This window comes from Streptomyces sp. NBC_00249 (genome assembly GCF_026342355.1).
In the GTDB taxonomy this organism is placed as follows: domain Bacteria; phylum Actinomycetota; class Actinomycetes; order Streptomycetales; family Streptomycetaceae; genus Streptomyces.
This window is the reverse complement of sequence record NZ_JAPEMV010000004.1, coordinates 186,903-201,411: the sequence shown is the minus strand read 5'-3', so window position 1 is coordinate 201,411 and position 14,509 is coordinate 186,903. Positions and strand designations below refer to the sequence as shown.

General features: G+C 74.6%; 16 protein-coding genes. 2 read left to right on the top strand and 14 right to left on the bottom strand.

Annotation, left to right across the window (positions count from 1 at the left end; all coding sequences use genetic code 11):
• Positions 1-29: 29 nt before the first annotated feature.
• From OOK31_RS19190 to lxmA (OOK31_RS19130), 13 genes are all read right to left on the bottom strand, one after another.
• Positions 30-752 carry a TetR-like C-terminal domain-containing protein gene (locus tag OOK31_RS19190; protein ID WP_267088494.1) on the bottom strand — a complete coding sequence of 241 codons (723 nt, stop codon included), beginning with the start codon at positions 750-752 and terminating at the stop codon, positions 30-32.
• A 129-nt stretch (positions 753-881) separates the two neighbouring features.
• Complete coding sequence (locus OOK31_RS19185) at positions 882-1,688, bottom strand: ABC transporter permease (RefSeq protein WP_267088493.1); 807 nt, start codon at positions 1,686-1,688, stop codon at positions 882-884.
• Complete coding sequence (locus tag OOK31_RS19180; RefSeq protein WP_267088492.1) at positions 1,681-2,445, bottom strand: ABC transporter ATP-binding protein; 765 nt, start codon at positions 2,443-2,445, stop codon at positions 1,681-1,683. The genes OOK31_RS19185 and OOK31_RS19180 overlap by 8 nt, the downstream gene beginning before the upstream one ends.
• A 146-nt stretch (positions 2,446-2,591) precedes the next feature.
• On the bottom strand, positions 2,592-3,620 hold the full coding sequence (gene lxmJ / locus OOK31_RS19175; protein WP_267088491.1) for a F420-dependent peptide dehydroalanine reductase LxmJ: 1,029 nt from the start codon (positions 3,618-3,620) through the stop codon (positions 2,592-2,594).
• Complete coding sequence (locus OOK31_RS19170) at positions 3,617-4,918, bottom strand: pitrilysin family protein (protein WP_267088490.1); 1,302 nt, start codon at positions 4,916-4,918, stop codon at positions 3,617-3,619. Before OOK31_RS19170 ends, lxmJ begins: the two co-directional genes overlap by 4 nt.
• A complete protein-coding gene (locus OOK31_RS19165; protein ID WP_267088489.1) occupies positions 4,915-6,192 on the bottom strand; it encodes a pitrilysin family protein in 1,278 nt (425 codons plus the stop codon). The genes OOK31_RS19170 and OOK31_RS19165 overlap by 4 nt, the downstream gene beginning before the upstream one ends.
• Complete coding sequence (locus OOK31_RS19160) at positions 6,189-7,037, bottom strand: bifunctional 2-polyprenyl-6-hydroxyphenol methylase/3-demethylubiquinol 3-O-methyltransferase UbiG (RefSeq protein WP_267088488.1); 849 nt, start codon at positions 7,035-7,037, stop codon at positions 6,189-6,191. The genes OOK31_RS19165 and OOK31_RS19160 overlap by 4 nt, the downstream gene beginning before the upstream one ends.
• Position 7,038: 1 nt before the next feature.
• Complete coding sequence (locus OOK31_RS19155) at positions 7,039-8,049, bottom strand: T3SS effector HopA1 family protein (RefSeq protein ID WP_267088487.1); 1,011 nt, start codon at positions 8,047-8,049, stop codon at positions 7,039-7,041.
• Positions 8,046-9,197, bottom strand: a complete 1,152-nt coding sequence (gene lxmK / locus OOK31_RS19150) for a class V lanthionine synthetase subunit LxmK (protein ID WP_267088486.1) — start codon at positions 9,195-9,197, stop codon at positions 8,046-8,048. The genes OOK31_RS19155 and lxmK overlap by 4 nt, the downstream gene beginning before the upstream one ends.
• The gene (locus OOK31_RS19145; protein WP_267088485.1) at positions 9,194-10,126 is read right to left on the bottom strand and encodes a hypothetical protein; all 933 of its coding nucleotides are present in this window, start codon (positions 10,124-10,126) and stop codon (positions 9,194-9,196) included. The genes lxmK and OOK31_RS19145 overlap by 4 nt, the downstream gene beginning before the upstream one ends.
• On the bottom strand, positions 10,123-10,713 hold the full coding sequence (locus OOK31_RS19140; protein ID WP_267088484.1) for a flavoprotein: 591 nt from the start codon (positions 10,711-10,713) through the stop codon (positions 10,123-10,125). Before OOK31_RS19140 ends, OOK31_RS19145 begins: the two co-directional genes overlap by 4 nt.
• A 129-nt stretch (positions 10,714-10,842) precedes the next feature.
• The gene (gene lxmA / locus OOK31_RS19135; RefSeq protein WP_267088483.1) at positions 10,843-11,058 is read right to left on the bottom strand and encodes a lexapeptide family class V lantibiotic; all 216 of its coding nucleotides are present in this window, start codon (positions 11,056-11,058) and stop codon (positions 10,843-10,845) included.
• 100 nt (positions 11,059-11,158) lie between these two features.
• The gene (gene lxmA, locus OOK31_RS19130) at positions 11,159-11,374 is read right to left on the bottom strand and encodes a lexapeptide family class V lantibiotic (protein WP_267088483.1); all 216 of its coding nucleotides are present in this window, start codon (positions 11,372-11,374) and stop codon (positions 11,159-11,161) included.
• Positions 11,375-11,685: 311 nt separating this feature from the next.
• Between lxmA (OOK31_RS19130) and OOK31_RS19125 the strand changes: the two genes are divergently transcribed.
• Together OOK31_RS19125 and OOK31_RS19120 are read left to right on the top strand one after the other, a co-directional pair.
• The gene (locus OOK31_RS19125) at positions 11,686-13,440 is read left to right on the top strand and encodes an ABC transporter ATP-binding protein (RefSeq protein WP_267088482.1); all 1,755 of its coding nucleotides are present in this window, start codon (positions 11,686-11,688) and stop codon (positions 13,438-13,440) included.
• Positions 13,441-13,504: 64 nt separating this feature from the next.
• Complete coding sequence (locus OOK31_RS19120) at positions 13,505-14,068, top strand: hypothetical protein (protein ID WP_267088481.1); 564 nt, start codon at positions 13,505-13,507, stop codon at positions 14,066-14,068.
• An 84-nt stretch (positions 14,069-14,152) separates the two neighbouring features.
• Here OOK31_RS19120 and OOK31_RS19115 read toward each other — a convergent pair whose 3' ends face one another.
• A complete protein-coding gene (locus OOK31_RS19115; protein WP_267088480.1) occupies positions 14,153-14,401 on the bottom strand; it encodes a response regulator transcription factor in 249 nt (82 codons plus the stop codon).
• Between the last annotated feature and the right edge of the window lie 108 nt (positions 14,402-14,509).

Here is a 14,509-nt window from a genome sequence, read left to right as displayed (position 1 = left end):
CGGCCGCCCGGCCCGTCGGCGGTTCCGGCTCAGATGCCGCGTTCGAGCATGTCGATCACGCCCTGGCCGGCGTCGTGGGCCTGCTCCGGGGTGATGCCGCGCAGGGGGCCGTCGATGATCAGGGACGCCAGGCCGTGCACCGCCGACCAGGCGAGGAACTCGGCCCCCGGACGCCGTTCGGCCGGGAGGACCCCGGTCTCCACCAGGCCGTCCAGGGCGGCGCCCAGCAGCTCGAACGGGGTGAGCCCGCCCGCCCCGGCGGCGGTGGTGTCCGTCGCGTAGGTCATGTCGGCCGGGACGTGGAAGGCCGTACGGAACCAGCCCGGCTCGGTGACGGCGAAGCGGATGTAGCCCGTCCCGACGGCCCGGAAGCGGGCCCGCGCGCGGGCGACGGGGTCGTCGGTGGCGGGCAGGCCGTCGAGTTCGGCCTCCATCGCGAGGGCCACCTGGGCCATGGCGGCCTGCGCGACCCCGTGGACCAGAGCTCCCCGGTCGGCGAAGTGCCGGTAGGCGGCGTTGGGCGAGACCCCGGCGCGGCGGGTGGCCTCGCGCAGGGACACGGTGTCGGGACCGCCCTCGCGAGCCAGCTCCAGGGCGGCGTCGAGCAGCGCGTTGCGGAGGTTCCCGTGCCGGTAGGTGCTGCGCTTGGGGGGCGGTGCGTCGGGCCCTGGCGCTTCGGGCCCTGGTGCTTCGGTCCCCGGTGCTTCGGTCCCCGGTGCTTCGGTCCCCGGTGCTTCGGTCTCCGGTGTCATGGGCCCTTCGTTCCTTCGGATCCACGCCTGGATGTGGACGGCGTCTACTTTCAGGTACAGCCTACGAGGGGGATGTGGACGACGTCCACATCCCCCTCGTAGGCGAGGCCCCCGGCCGGACTGCCGGACTCAGACGTCCCGGCGGGCGAAGAGGCGCTGCGCCAGCAGCGCCGCCGCCGCACCCCAGGCGACCAGGAGCAGCACTCCGTACGGGGCGTCCAGCCCGTCCGGGAAGGTCAGCCGGTCGCCCAGCACGCTCAGCTGGGCCCCGTCCGGGAGGAACCGGCCCACCTGCGGGAACTGGCCCAGCACCAGCAGCTGGCCGACCGTCCCCCACAGCACCAGCCCGAGGACCGCCACCAGCTGGTTGCGCACGACGAAGCCGATCGCCGCACCCCACGGCCCGGCCAGGCCGCACACCCCGACGACGGCGGCCGCGAGCTGCCACGTACGCCCGTCCAGGACCAGCGCGGTGTCCTTCGAGGCGAAGGCGGCCGCCCCGACCGCCAGCGAGCCCAGCACCGAGACCACCCCGAAGAGCAGCCCCGACACCCCCGCCACCAGCAGCTTCGCACCGACGACGGCGCCGCGCCCCGGGGCGTACAGCACGCTGCGGCCGATGGAGCCGGACTTGAACTCGCCCGTGACGAGCAGAGCGCCGAACAGCGAGGCGAACAGGGTCGCGGAGGCGGCGAGGTTCACCACCCGGTGGGAGGCGTCCACGGCGTTCGCGGCGAGGTCCGCGTCGGCGAAGACCACGCCGAGCTGGCCGAGGGCGCCCAGCGCGAGCGCGCCCAGGAGCAGGCCGGTCAGGGCCGCGCCGGAGCGGGCGCGCAGCATCTCGGCGGCGATCTGGTGCCGCACGGGGGACGCCGAAGCGGACGAGGCCGGGTTCAGGTTCGAGGCCGGGTTCGGGGAAGGGTTCGTGTCACGCACGGGAAGCCTCCGGGTGGGAGAGGGAGCCCTCGACGAGCCCGAAGTACGCGTCCTCCAGCCGGCCGTGGCCGCGCCGGACCAGGTCCTGGAGGGTGCCGGTGAACAGCACCGAGCGGCGCAGCACGACGATGTCGTCCACGCTCTGCTCCACTTCCGACAGCATGTGGCTCGCCATGAGCACGGTCCTGCCCTCGGCCGCCGCCCGCTCCACGAGCCGGCGCATCCAGCGGATCCCGTCCGGGTCCAGGCCGTTCAGCGGCTCGTCGAGGATCAGCAGCTCCGGGTCCGGGAGCAGGGCGACGGCCAGCGCCAGGCGCTGGCGCATGCCGGTGGAGCAGGCGCCGATGCGCCGCCGGGTCGCGTCGCCCTCCAGGCCGACCTGCGCGAGCACCTCGTCGACGCGGGACGCGGGCAGGCCGAGGGAGAGCGCGGAGATCTCCAGCTGCCGCCGTACGGTCATGCGCGCCGGGAAGCCGACCGAGTCCATGACCACACCGATGCGCCGGGCGCCCTGCGGCGCCGTACCCGGCTCCTCGCCCAGCACCCGGGCGGTGCCGGCGTCCGGGCGGGCCAGGCCGAGCAGGATCCGCAACAGGGTGCTCTTGCCCGCGCCGTTGGGGCCGAGCAGGCCCGTGACCTTGCCCGGCCGCAGCTCGAAGGAGACGTCCTGGAGCGCCTGGTGGCCGCCGAATCTCTTGCTGATGCCCGACAGGGCGACGCTGGCGCCGCCCGCCCGGTCCGGGTGTTCCCTGCTCACGGCTCTTCTTCCTGCTGGAGGTCTCGGACGCTGGGGCGGACTCACGTGGAATGCCTCACGTGGAATCCCTCGAGGGGAATGCCTCAAGTGGAATGCCCTGTCCGCCTTTTCCAGCAAAGCAGCCGGTACGGGCCCGGCGGCGGCCGTCAGACAGCAGCATCCTGCCGGGGGCGCGGCAGCATGCTGTCGCAGGCGGCGAGGATCTCCTCCAGGTCGGCGACCGCCGCGTGCACGCCCTCCGTCAGCAGCACGCCCGAGGGGTTGAGCATCAGCTCGTCCACCCCCGCGCGCCGGTACCCGTCGAGGGCCTCGGCGATCTCGTGGGGGGTGCCGGTGAGCACGACCTGCCCGCCCAGCAGCGCGTCGGCGGTGCCGTCCGGGTCGTGCGGGTCCACGGACACCCCGGCCCGGCGCAGCATGTCGGCGTAGTGCGGGACCGACAGGTGCTCGCCGGCGGCCGCCAGCGCGAGCCGTCGGGGGTCCCGGCCGGGACGTGCGACGGCCACGTGGACGGCGGTGGCGATCCTCGGCCGCACCGGCCGCCCCTGCGCGCCCTCGTCGAGCGCGGGCCGCAGGGTCCCCCGGACGTAGGACGGCGGGGTCATCCAGGTGATGGCGACGTCGGCGACCTCACCGGCCGTCCGCGCCATGCCGGGCCGCAGCACCCCGGCGCCGACCTCGACGGGTGCGTGGTCCAGGGGCAGCAGGCCGCCGTGCATCTGGTGGTACGGGCCCTCGTGCGCGACGGTCTCGCCGTCGAGCAGGGCGCGCACCGAGGACAGGTAGTCGCGCACCGCCGTGCGGGGGCTCGCGTACGGGCTGCCGGTCAGCCCCGACACGAAGCCCGGGTTGCCGATGCCGAAGCCCGCGACGACCGGCTGCCCGGTGATCAGGGCGAGGGAGCGGGCCTGGAGGGCGGCCTCGTAGGGGTGGCGCAGCGGCAGCAGGGTCACGCTCGTGCCGACCGGTGTGGTGTGGCCCATGCCGGCGAGGTGGGCCAGGACCTGGTGCGGCTCGGCCTTGAAGGACTGGCACAGCCAGAGCCGGCGGGCGCCGGTGCGCTGGACCAGGGAGGCGAAGGGGGCGACGAGTTCGGGGTGGTCGGGCTGGAGGGGGTAGAGGACGGCCGGGGCCTGCGGGTTCGGGCGCGGGGCGGGCTGCTGCGTCGCGTTCACGGGGTCCACCGGTCGCTTTCGGGGTCGGAGTCACTGGCCAGGTGCGGCTGCGGGTGTGCGGTGTCGAGGGTCGCGAGGACGACGCGGCCCGGATCGAGGAACTGCGCGGCCGCCTCGGCGACCTGGGCGTGCGTCACCTCGGCGAGCCGGGCCCGGTAGGCGTCCAGCCAGTCCAGGGGCAGTCCGGCCGCCGCGAAACCGGCCAGCGCGCTCGCCTCCTCGGTCCGGGTGGCGAGGGCGAAGCGGGTGAAGCCGCTCGTGTAGGCGCGGGCCCGGTCGACCTCCTCGGGGGAGGGGCCGTCCCCGGCCAGCTCCCGCAGGCAGCCGGTGACCTCCTCGGCGATCCGGTCCGCCGTGCCGGGGGCCCCGGCGCACTCGATCTCCAGCCAGTCGCCGGCGCCGTTGCCGCGCAGCTCGGCGCTGACGGCGTACGCGAGGCCGTGCCGGTCGCGGACCCGGCGGGCCAGCAGTGAGGAGGCGTACCCGCCCAGCACCGTCTGGGCCAGGTGCAGCGGGGCGTGGCCCGGGTCGGCGGCGGGGACGGCGGGTCCGGCGCCGAGCAGCAGGGCCTGCCCGGAGCCCGGGGGGCCGGGCGGGGCGGGCAGCGCGAGGCGGCCGGGGCGCGGGGTGCGGCGCGCGAACGGCGGCAGGGCCAGCCCGGACGGGCCGCCGGCCCAGCCGCCCAGCGCCTCCCCGACGAGGGCGCCCACCGTGTCGGGGGCTTCGGCGGTCATGACCAGCAGCACCGCGCCGTCCGGCACCACCGCGCGGGCGTGCAGTGCGTACAGGTCACCGGTGCCCGGCGTGGTCCGCGCGGCCGGGACCTCCAGCAGCGGGTGGGCGCCGAAGGCGTGGGCCAGCAGCGCCCGGCGCAGCCGCTGCCGGGGGCCCGGGGTACGGGGGGAGGAGGACGTACGGCGCGCCGCGAGGGCGAGTTCCGCCTCGCGGTAGGCGGGGCGCAGCAGCAGGTCCGCGAGGAGCGCGAGCGTGCCGGGCAGGCCGGGGCGCAGCACGCTCGCCGCCATCACCAGGGACTCGGCGGTGACGACGGTGCTCAGCTCGGCGCCGAGGTCACCGGCCCGGTCGGCGATGTCCTGCCGGGTGCCGCCGCCGGCCGCGCCGGCGGTCGTACCGGTCCCCAGGCAGGCGGCCAGCAGCTCCTGTGGGCCGGCGAGGTGCGGCGCGGTGCGGGCGTACGGGAGGACCAGCCGGACCTCGGCCAGGGGCGCGCCGGGGGCGTGGACGACGAGGACCCGCAGGCCGTTGCCGAGCGTGGTGTCGAGGGTCTCGCGGTTCACCGGGTCTCTCCGATCTCTCCGAGTGCGGTCACCGAGCAGGGCCCGGCCAGCAGGGCCGCCGCGGCGGCGGACACCTCGGCGGCGGTGACCCGGGCCAGGTCGCGGGGGAGGGCGTCCGGGCCGCCGGCGCCGGGGAAGAGGAGCGCCGTACGGCCGAGGGAGACGCTGCGGGCGGTCAGGGAGTCCGCCCGGCGGTGGCAGGCCAGCAGCAGTGCGTTGACCGCGCGCCGGTGTTCGGCCGCGTCCGCCGGGCGGGCCGCCAGTTCGGCGAGGACCTCGCGCCAGGCGCCGAGCACCGCGGTGACGTCCGCTCCGGGAGCCGTCGCGAACTGGGCGAGCGCCAGGTCGGGTACGGCGGAGCCGAGCCACTGGCCCAGGTAGCCGCAGGTCACCCGGGCGGAGGTGATCCGGGGGTCGCGCCGGGTCAGCCCCGGCAGCCGGGAGCGGCTGAGGGTCTCGGCCAGCACCACGTGCGCGAGGTAGGCGGCGCGGTCGCGGACCGGGTCGGGCAGGGGGTGGCCCAGGGCGGCACCGCTGACGGGGGATGCCAGCGGTGCCGTCCGGACCACGGCCGGCGCGACGGCGGGCGCCGGAGCGGGAGAGGGGGCCGGGGAGGGAGCCGGGAGCGGACCCTCGCCCGCCGGGAGCTGCCCGAAGTGCGAGTCCACTGAGGCCGCCACCCGGTCGGGGTCCACGTCGCCCACCACCGACAGCACCATGGCGTCCGGCCGGTAGTGGCGGCGGAAGAAGGCACCGGCCTCGGCGGCGGTGGCCCGTGCCAGCTCGCCGGGGGTGCCGAAGCTGTCACGGCTGCCGGGGTACAGCGCGCCGAGGGCCGCCTCCCAGACCCGCCCGGCGGCGGCCGCGCCGCGGATCTCCTCGGCGATCACGGAGGTCTCCGTACGGAGCACGGACCCGTCGGGGGCGAAGGTGAGCAGCCGCCGCGCCTCCCACTCCAGGACCTCGGGGAGCAGCTCCGCCGGAACGGTCGTGTGGAAGACGGTGTGGTCGCGGTGGGTCTCGGCGTTGCAGACACCGCCCGCGCCCTCGACGCGGGCGACGTGGCTGTCGAGCCCGTCGTCCGTCTCCGTCGCGGCCGCGCGCGGGAACATCAGGTGCTCGACCAGGTGCGCCGTGCCGTGCCGGCCCGCCGGGTCCGCGTCCCCGCCCGCCGCCACCGTCAGGGCGACGGACACGAGCCCGCCGCCGTGGCCGGGCAGGGGTTCCACCGACAGCCCGAGGCCGTTCGCCAACCGGCTGTCGTGGGGGCTCATGCCAGCGGCCGGAAGACGGAGACGCACATCTTGCGGCTGTCACCGCCGTCGAAGGGCTGCTCCTGCCAGCCGGCGTACCGGCCGACGAGCTCCAGGCGGGCGATCGCCGCCAGCAGGTCCAGTTCGCTCGGCCACAGGTAGCGCATCACCGTGGAGGAGGACGTGGGGGCGGCGCCGTCCAGGAAGAGGGTGGAGTTCAGCAGCATGTTCTGCGAGGCGGGCAGCACCTCCAGCGACTCGATGACCACCCCCCGGGTGCCGGCCGGGCGGGTGGTGATGTCGGCCTTGCGCTGGACGTGGTAGTCGCTCGGGTCGAAGGTCTCGATCACCACGTGGCCGTCCGCGGCCGTGTGCCGGGCGATGGCGTGCATCATCGCGATCTGCTCGTCGACCGTCATCGCGCAGCACAGCACGTTGAAGGGGGCCAGCACCACGTCGAAGGTCCGCTCCAGGTCGAGCTGGACGAGGTCCCCGAGCACCGGGGTGATGCGGCCCTGCGGGTCCTTCTCGGCGAGGCGGGCGAGCATCTGCTCGGAGGTCTCCACCCCGTGGACCTGGAAGCCGTGGTCGGCCAGCGGCAGGGCCACGCGGCCGGTGCCGACGCCGAGTTCGAGGACGCTCGCGCCCGGCTCGGTGAGGGTGACCAGGTACTCGGCGATCTCGGGGGTGCCGGGGTAGATGTCGTCGTACACCGAGGCGAGGGCGTCGCTGTAGGCGGTGGTGATGGCGGTGCCGAGCCCGGTCGCGCCGTCCGGGGCCGTCACGGCCTCGTCCGGAGCCGTCACGGCCTCGTCCGTGGCCGTCGGCTCCGTCGCGGGCTCCCAGGCCGTCGTCGTGGCGCTCATGTCAGTTCCCCTCCGTCGTGGTGATGTTGTTCTCGGGGCGCAGCGGGTCGATCCCCGCCGCCCTGAACGCCCCCGCCACGCGCTCCTCCAGGGACCCCGCGGGGGAGTCCGCCGTCGCGTGGTCGACCAGGGCCGTGGCCAGGGCGAAGCTGCGGTGCTGGCCGAAGCTCATGCCGCTCCGGCCCGGTCGCGGGTCGCGCGGGTCCCATGCCGCCGCCACACCGGGGGCGAGCCGCTCGGTGAACAGCGAGCTGTCCGCGCCCCGTCCGGGCAGGTCCCGTACGGCCTCGACCACGGCGCGTTCGCCCGCTACGTGGTCCCCGTGCAGGTAGACCACCAGGCCGTCGCGGCGCGGGAAGTCGTCCGGGTCGGAGAGCGCCTTCGCGTGGTACAGCGCGCCGGCCTCCTCCAGGGCGGCAAGGGCGGCCGCCCACAGGACGGCCGCGCCATCCCCGTCGAGGGCGTGCAGGAAGAGCCTGCGGATCGGTCCGGCCGGGCGGGGCAGGGCGCGCGAGCCCATGACGTAGAAGAAGCCGGGGGACAGGGCGGGCCGGGCCGCCTCCAGGGCCAGTTCGACGATGTCCCCGGGCTGCGGCTCGCTCCCGGAGTCGATGAGCCGGTCGGCGGGCACCCGGGCGGTGATGTCGGGGAGGCGTACGACGAGCTGGTCGCCGCCGTCGCGGCGCAGGACCTCGATCAGCCGGGCCCGGGTCGGGGTCCAGGCGTGCGGGACCCCGGCCGCCAGCCGCTCCTCCAGGCTCGCGTCGCGCAGGCTGCGGCGGGGGGCTCCGCCGGGCTCCCGCCGGTGTTCGCCGTTGCCCGCGTGGAACTCCTCGTAGAGCGCGTTGGCCAGGCGTCCGCGCAGGTCACGGGGGCTCTCCGTGGTGATCTCGCGCCCGGCGACGGTGGCCTGGAGGCCGTCGGCGCGTACGGAGACCAGCTCCAGGGCGGCGGACAGCCTCGGGGCGAGGACGAGCGTGTCAGCGGTGGCGGTGAGGGTGAGGGTGGTCATCGGGGGCTCCCGGAAGGCGCTTCGAGCCGCAGGGTGGCGACGGCTGCGGACGGGGCGAGCAGCAGGCGGCGTCCGATGCCGGCCGCCGCGCGGGCGACGGGGCTGAGGACGGCGTGGGCCTGGGCGGTGGCGATCAGCCGGTCGTACATGTGCCATCCGGCGAAGCCGACGGCCCGTTCGGCGAGTTCGGCGTCCGGGACCCGGCATTCGAGGTAGCCCTGCCAGAACGCGGCCACGCGGGGGATGTGCCGGCGCAGGCTCGCCGCGCCGCGCTCGACGATCTCCTCGTGGGTGAGGTCGAAGCCCAGCGCGGCGGCGTCCGCTCCCGGGTCGCCGGTCGGGGCGAAGACGGAGTAGGTGGCCTGGAAGAGCCATTCGCCGATGAAGGCGCCGACGTCGCGCGCCGGGTCGGCGATCCGGAACTCCTCCCAGTCGCACAGGTAGAGCGTGCCCTCGTGCTGGATGAACTGGTCGAAGCGCAGGTCGCAGTGGGCGGGGGTGCGCGGCGCGGCCTCCTCCCGGGCACGCAGCAGGTGCAGCGCGGACACGACCTCGGTGTCGTCCTGGACCAGCTTCCAGGCGGCGATCTGCGCCATGCTGCGGTCCTGGAGCGCGCTCCAGGGGAAGGCCTCCAGCCAGGCCAGCGGCGGCAGCGGCGCCTCACCGGTGTCCACGCCGGCGCCGTCCGCGTCCAGTTCGTGCAGGGTGGCGACGGCGCGGCCGGCCGCGCGGCACATGTCCTCGTCGAAGCCGCCGTCCAGGGCGACTTCGGAACCGGAACGGGAGCCGGACAGCAGCCGGTAGGCGTTGAGGGCGGCGCCCTCGTGGGCGCCGAGGTGGGCGGGGGAGCGGAGCGGGGAGCCGGCGGGCAGCCGGGCGGAGAGGGCCTCGTAGGCGAGGGTGCGGTCGAGTTCGGGGCTGCTGCCGTCGGGGGCGCGGGCGACGGTCTTCACGAAGACCTGGTCGCCGCTGGTCGTCGTACCCGCCCAGTTGTCGTTGCGGCCGCCGAAGGCGGTGAGTCCGTCCGGTACGAAGCTGCCGAGGCCGAGGCGCTCCAGCAGCTCGGCCACCTCGGGAACGCTGTCCAGTTCCGTGGGCTGGTACCGCACCAGTGCGGGCTGCGGCTCGGTCGGGGTCGCTGTAGTCATGACACTCCCTGGGGGACCGCTCTGCGGCCCTCCTCGTCGATCAGCTCGGCGGTAAAGGCGATGTAGCCCAGGAGTTCGTCGTCCCACCCCCGGTAGGTCGCGAAGTCCTGCATGTGTGTGACGACCCGCAGGACGGCGGACCGTCCGACGAGCACCGGGTCCGGGCCGGGCCCGTAGGCCTCCAGCAGGACCCGCTGGAGATCGACGGGGTTCTGGTGCGGGGTGGTCCAGGCCAGCTCGACGAGTTCGCCGAGCAGCCAGCCCAGGTCCAGTTCGGGCCGGCCGGCGGCCAGGTCCTCCCCGGTCAGCAGCGCCACCGGGCCCCGGCTCAGGGGTGGTACGAGCGCGCCGAGCGAGGCCCAGCCGTGGATCAGGGACCGGGCGTCCTTTGACGGGGCCTGCGGGGCGAGTGCGTCGGCCCAGTCCAGCAGCCGCTCCATCCGCCGTGCGCCCCAGCAGGCCAGGGTGCGTTCGCGCAGCTCACCGCTGCCGTGTGCCCAGCTCCGCAGCCGGCCCAGTCCCGGCGGGGCGCCGAGCGGCAGCTCCGCGTACGGGGGCAGGGGCACGGCGTGCAGCGTGCGCAGGGCGAGTGCCGTCGAAGCCAGCGCACGGGCCACGAGGGCGCGGGCCTGCGGCCGGAAGTCCCGCAGCCAGGCGGCCGCGGACGACGGCCCGGCGACCCGGTGCAGCAGGCCGTCACCGGCCCGCTCGGGCACCGTGAGCAGCGCGGCCCCGGAGCCGGCGGCCGGCCGGGGCACCAGGTGCGCGGCGGGCGCGAGGAGGGGACCCTCGACCTGCGCGCCGGGCCCCTGCCACCACAGGTGTCCACCGTCGGGCGTGCGGAGCACCCGGGTGAGCTGGAGTTCCGTCCCGTACTCCGCCACCACCTCGGCCCCGTACGGCTGCGGCGCGGGCGCGGTGGTGCTCACGTCGGGTCTCCCGTCGAGCCCGCGCCCGCGCGGGCGGCGCACAGTTCGTACAGCTCGTTGAGCGGGGCGGAGCCCCCGTCCTCCAGCTCGCCCGTACTCGCGCTCACCGCGGGCACGGTCGGCGCGAGGACCACGCCGGGCCGGGACCGCAGCACGTCCAGGTGGCCCCGTACGACGGGGTTCAGGTGCGCGGCGGGCGGCAGTGAGGGGGCGACGCCCACGAGGGCTTCGGTGGACTGCAGGGCGAGCATCAGCGGGGTGTCGGTGATGCCCAGGGCGTACCGGCCGACGAAGTGCAGGGTGGCCGGGTGGACCAGGACGAGATCGGCCCAGCGGGCCAGTTCGACATGGGGTACGCCGGTTCCGGAGACGGTGCTCCAGTCGTCGACGAAAACCTCCGTGCCGGACAGTACGGAAATGGCGTCGGCGGAAACGAAACGCAGCGCGGAACGGGTCAGTGCGACGCGCAGTTCGGTTTCCGGGTGCGCGTTCCTCAGCCAGTTGATCCAGAAGGGGAGAAAGGCCACCCCGAGGGCGCCGGTTCCCACGACGAGCACGCGCCGGAACGCGGGGTCCGGACGGTCCATGACTCCTCCTCTCGGGCTTTCGCGGTGGGCGCGGGCGTGGGGTCACGCCGCGCCGGGGCCGGCCGGCCACCACGGTGACGGTGTGCGTCGCCGCGGGTGGGCCGGCCGGTCCCCGATGTCACGCGGTGATCAGCACTTCTTCTCGACGGTCTTCGCGGCGAGCGAGCCGAGGGCGGCGGCGCAGGCCTGCGAGGAGCGGGCGGAGATGACGGTGGCCTGGATGGCCCACGGCACGGTCGGGCTGAAGGCCGGGCCGGCGGTGGCGCCGTCGTGCAGGCCCAGCTCCTCGGCGGAGGTGTAGGCGGTGTAGCCGTCGAACAGGTCCTGCTCGGTGACGTTCTGCATGGTGGTGATCCCTATCTGGTGTGTCTTGCGGATTCCGGCGGCCGGACCGGCCGCCGGTGCACTGCGGTGGTGGAGCGGAGGTCCGGCCGAGGTGCTGTGATCAGCACTTCTTCTCGACGGTCTTCGCGGCGAGCGAGCCGAGGGCGGCGGCGCAGGCCTGCGAGGAGCGGGCGGAGATGACGGTGGCCTGGATGGCCCACGGCACGGTCGGGCTGAAGGCCGGGCCGGCGGTGGCGCCGTCGTGCAGACCGAGCTCCTCGGCGGAGGTGTAGGCGGTGTAGCCGTCGAACAGGTCCTGCTCGGTGACGTTCTGCATGGGAGGACTCCTCGAAATGTCCCGCGGATTCCCGCGGAGTGATCCGGTGCGCCACAGCGGCGTCCGGGGTCGGACGCACCCGCCGGCGGTGGCCCTTTTCGGCCGGTGTCCGTCGGGCACAGACCGATATTGACCCCCCGCCCGGCCCCCGCACCATTGCCACTTGCGGCATTGCCCACACCGTCAACTCCGCCAACGACAATGGCCATTCGATCGACGCACGCTATTCCCGGGGGCCGGCCGCACCACCGTTCCGGCATTGCCGCAAGAGACAATTCCGCCCGCGCGCACGGCGCATTAGAAATACGTGTGTGAACACTTCTGACGCAGAACAGCCCAAGGCTGAGCGGCCCGCGCTGCGCGCGCTGCTCTCGTACGCGCGGCCGCACCGCGGTGTTCTATCGGTGGTGCTGCTGCTGACCCTGCTCGCCAGCGCCGCCGGCCTCGCCCAGCCGATGGTCATCCAGAAGGTGCTGGGGAACCTGATGACCGGGGCCGGTCTGCGCGACGAACTCCTGCTGCTGATCGGCCTGCTGCTGCTGTCCATCGCCCTCATGTGGGGGCAGGCCTGGCTGAGCGAGCGCACCGCCGAGCGCGTGGTCCTCCACGTACGCCGCGGCCTCATCGCCCGGCTGATCCGGCTGCGCACCAGCGAACTCGACCGCACCGAGCCGGGCGGCCTGACCACCCGGGTCACCTCCGACAGCACCCTGGTCCAGCACGCCGCGACCGGCGGCCTCATCCAGATCGTCGACGGATCGATCCACCTCCTCGCCACCATCGTGCTGATGGGCGTCACCAGCCTGCCGCTGCTCGGCATCACCTCGGTGGTGCTGCTGGTCATCGGCGTCGCCATGGGCGTGGTCATGCCGCGCATCCGCCGGGTCACCACCCAGGCCCAGGAATCGGTCGGCGCGATCGGCGCCGCCCTGGACCGCGCGCTGGGGGCGGCCCGTACGGTCAAGGCGAACGGCGGCGAGGCCAAGGAGACCGAGCGCGCCGACGCCGCCGCCGAACAGGCCTACCGGGCCGGCCTGGTGGGCGCCCGCTACCAGGCGATGATCGCGGTCCTGGCGGGGCTCGTCGTCCAGGCGTCCTTCCTCGCGGTCATCGGCTTCGGCGGGGCGCTGGTCGCCACCGGGTCCCTGGACCTCGCCGCGCTGATCGGCTTCCTGCTGTACCTGTTCAACCTGGGCGGTCCCATCCTGTCCCTGGTCTCCGGCACCACCGCCCTCCAGCAGGGTCTGGGCGCGCTCGCCCGGATCGAGGAGGTGCGGGAGATGGAGACCGAGGACGACGTGGACCTGACCCCGGCGGTGCCGTCCGGCCCGCCGCCGGAAGTGGTCGTGGAAGGCCTCGAGTTCGCCTACCAGGGGCGTACGCCTACCCTGAAGGGGACCAGTTTCACCGCGCCGGCCGGCGCGGTCACCGCGATAGTCGGTTCCTCCGGATCGGGAAAGACCACGGTGTTCTCACTGATCCAGCGCTTCTACGACATGGACGCGGGCAGCATCCGGCTCGACGGGACCGACATCCGCTCCCTGAGCCGGGCCGACCTGCGGCGGCGCATCGCGTACGTCGAGCAGGACTCCCCGATGCTCGCCGGCACCCTGCGCGAGAACCTCCTCTACTCGGCGCCCGACGCCACCGACGAGGCCGTCGCCGAGGTGCTCCGCAAGACCCTGCTCGACGAGTTCGTCGCGGGACTCCCGGACGGCCTCGACACCGAGGTGGGTTCGCGGGGCCTGGCCCTGTCGGGCGGCGAACGGCAGCGGCTCGCCATCGCCCGGGCCCTGCTCCGCAAGCCGCAGGTGCTGCTGCTGGACGAGGTCACGGCCCATCTCGACGGGCTCAGCGAACTCGCCCTGCGCAAGACCGTCGAGCAGGCCGCCGAGAACTGCACGGTGCTGCTGATCGCGCACCGGCTGTCGACGGTGACCTCCGCCGACCAGCTGATCCTCTTCGACGACGGCCGGGTCGGCGACCACGGTCCGCACGGGGAGCTGCTGGAGCGCAACGACCTCTACCGCGAGCTGGCCGCGACCCAGCTGGCCGCCGCCCGCTGAGCCGGGCCCGTACCGCCCGTACCGCCAGCCAGTACCCGTACCACCGGCACCGAAGGACTCAACGATGAACGACGCCGACCGGAACCCCGCCCCCGCCGACGGGACCCCCGAGCCCGCCGAGGACCGGACGCCGGTCCCCATCGAGGACACCCGCTTCGGGGCGGTCACCGTCCACCAGGAGGGCCAGGACCGCCTGGAGGTCGTGGGCGAGGGGATCCCCCGGGTGACCCTGGAGCGCGACCCCGCCGCCGAGGTGGACCCGCAGATCGCCATCGGCACCCGTGACCCGGCCTTCCTGACGCTCCGCGTCGACGGCCGGGAGGCCGTGCTGAAGCCCGCGAAGGGGGCCCTGAGCAGGCGTTCGTACCGGGTGGACGTGGAGTACGACGGGGTCTCGTACCGGCTGGTCCCGGACTCGGTGCCCAGCAGCCGGCTGACCCGGGACGGCCTGCACCTCGGCGACTTCTCCTCCGACGGCGACGAGCTGGTCATCGCCGAGTGGCGCGAGGACGCCGACCTCCGGCCGGCGGACGCCGCGATCGGCTACGCCCTGGCCTCGGCCTTCGGCACGGGCGGCCAGCCGATGTGGATGATGATCGTCGACGGGGTGAGCAGCGCGCTGCCGTAGCCGGCGCGCGCGGGTCCGTACGTACGGGGAAGGCCCCGACCGGCTCTCAGCCGGTCGGGGCCTTCCCCGTGTCGCGTGCGTATGTCAGGCGGCGGCGGCGCTGCGGTGCGTGGTCGTCGTCCCCAGGTCCTTGATGCGGTCGGCGTGGAGGTGGGCGACGATCGCGGCCTCGAACCTCGACTTCAGCCGGAGCTTGCGCACGATGCTGGCGGTGTGCGCCCGGATCGTCCGCTCCGTGATGCCGAGGTGCCGGGCGAGCCGGCGGTTCTGCTCTCCGGACGCCAGCAGCAGGAGCACTTCCACCTCACGGCCCGTGAGGGAGGAAAAGTCCAACAGGTGATTTTCAGTCAATGGCTTCAAAGTAGCTTCCCCCGTGGAAGGTTCATGATTCATGTCACTTTCGGCCGCTACGCCGGACTCCGCTTTTTACCTGGGCATTAC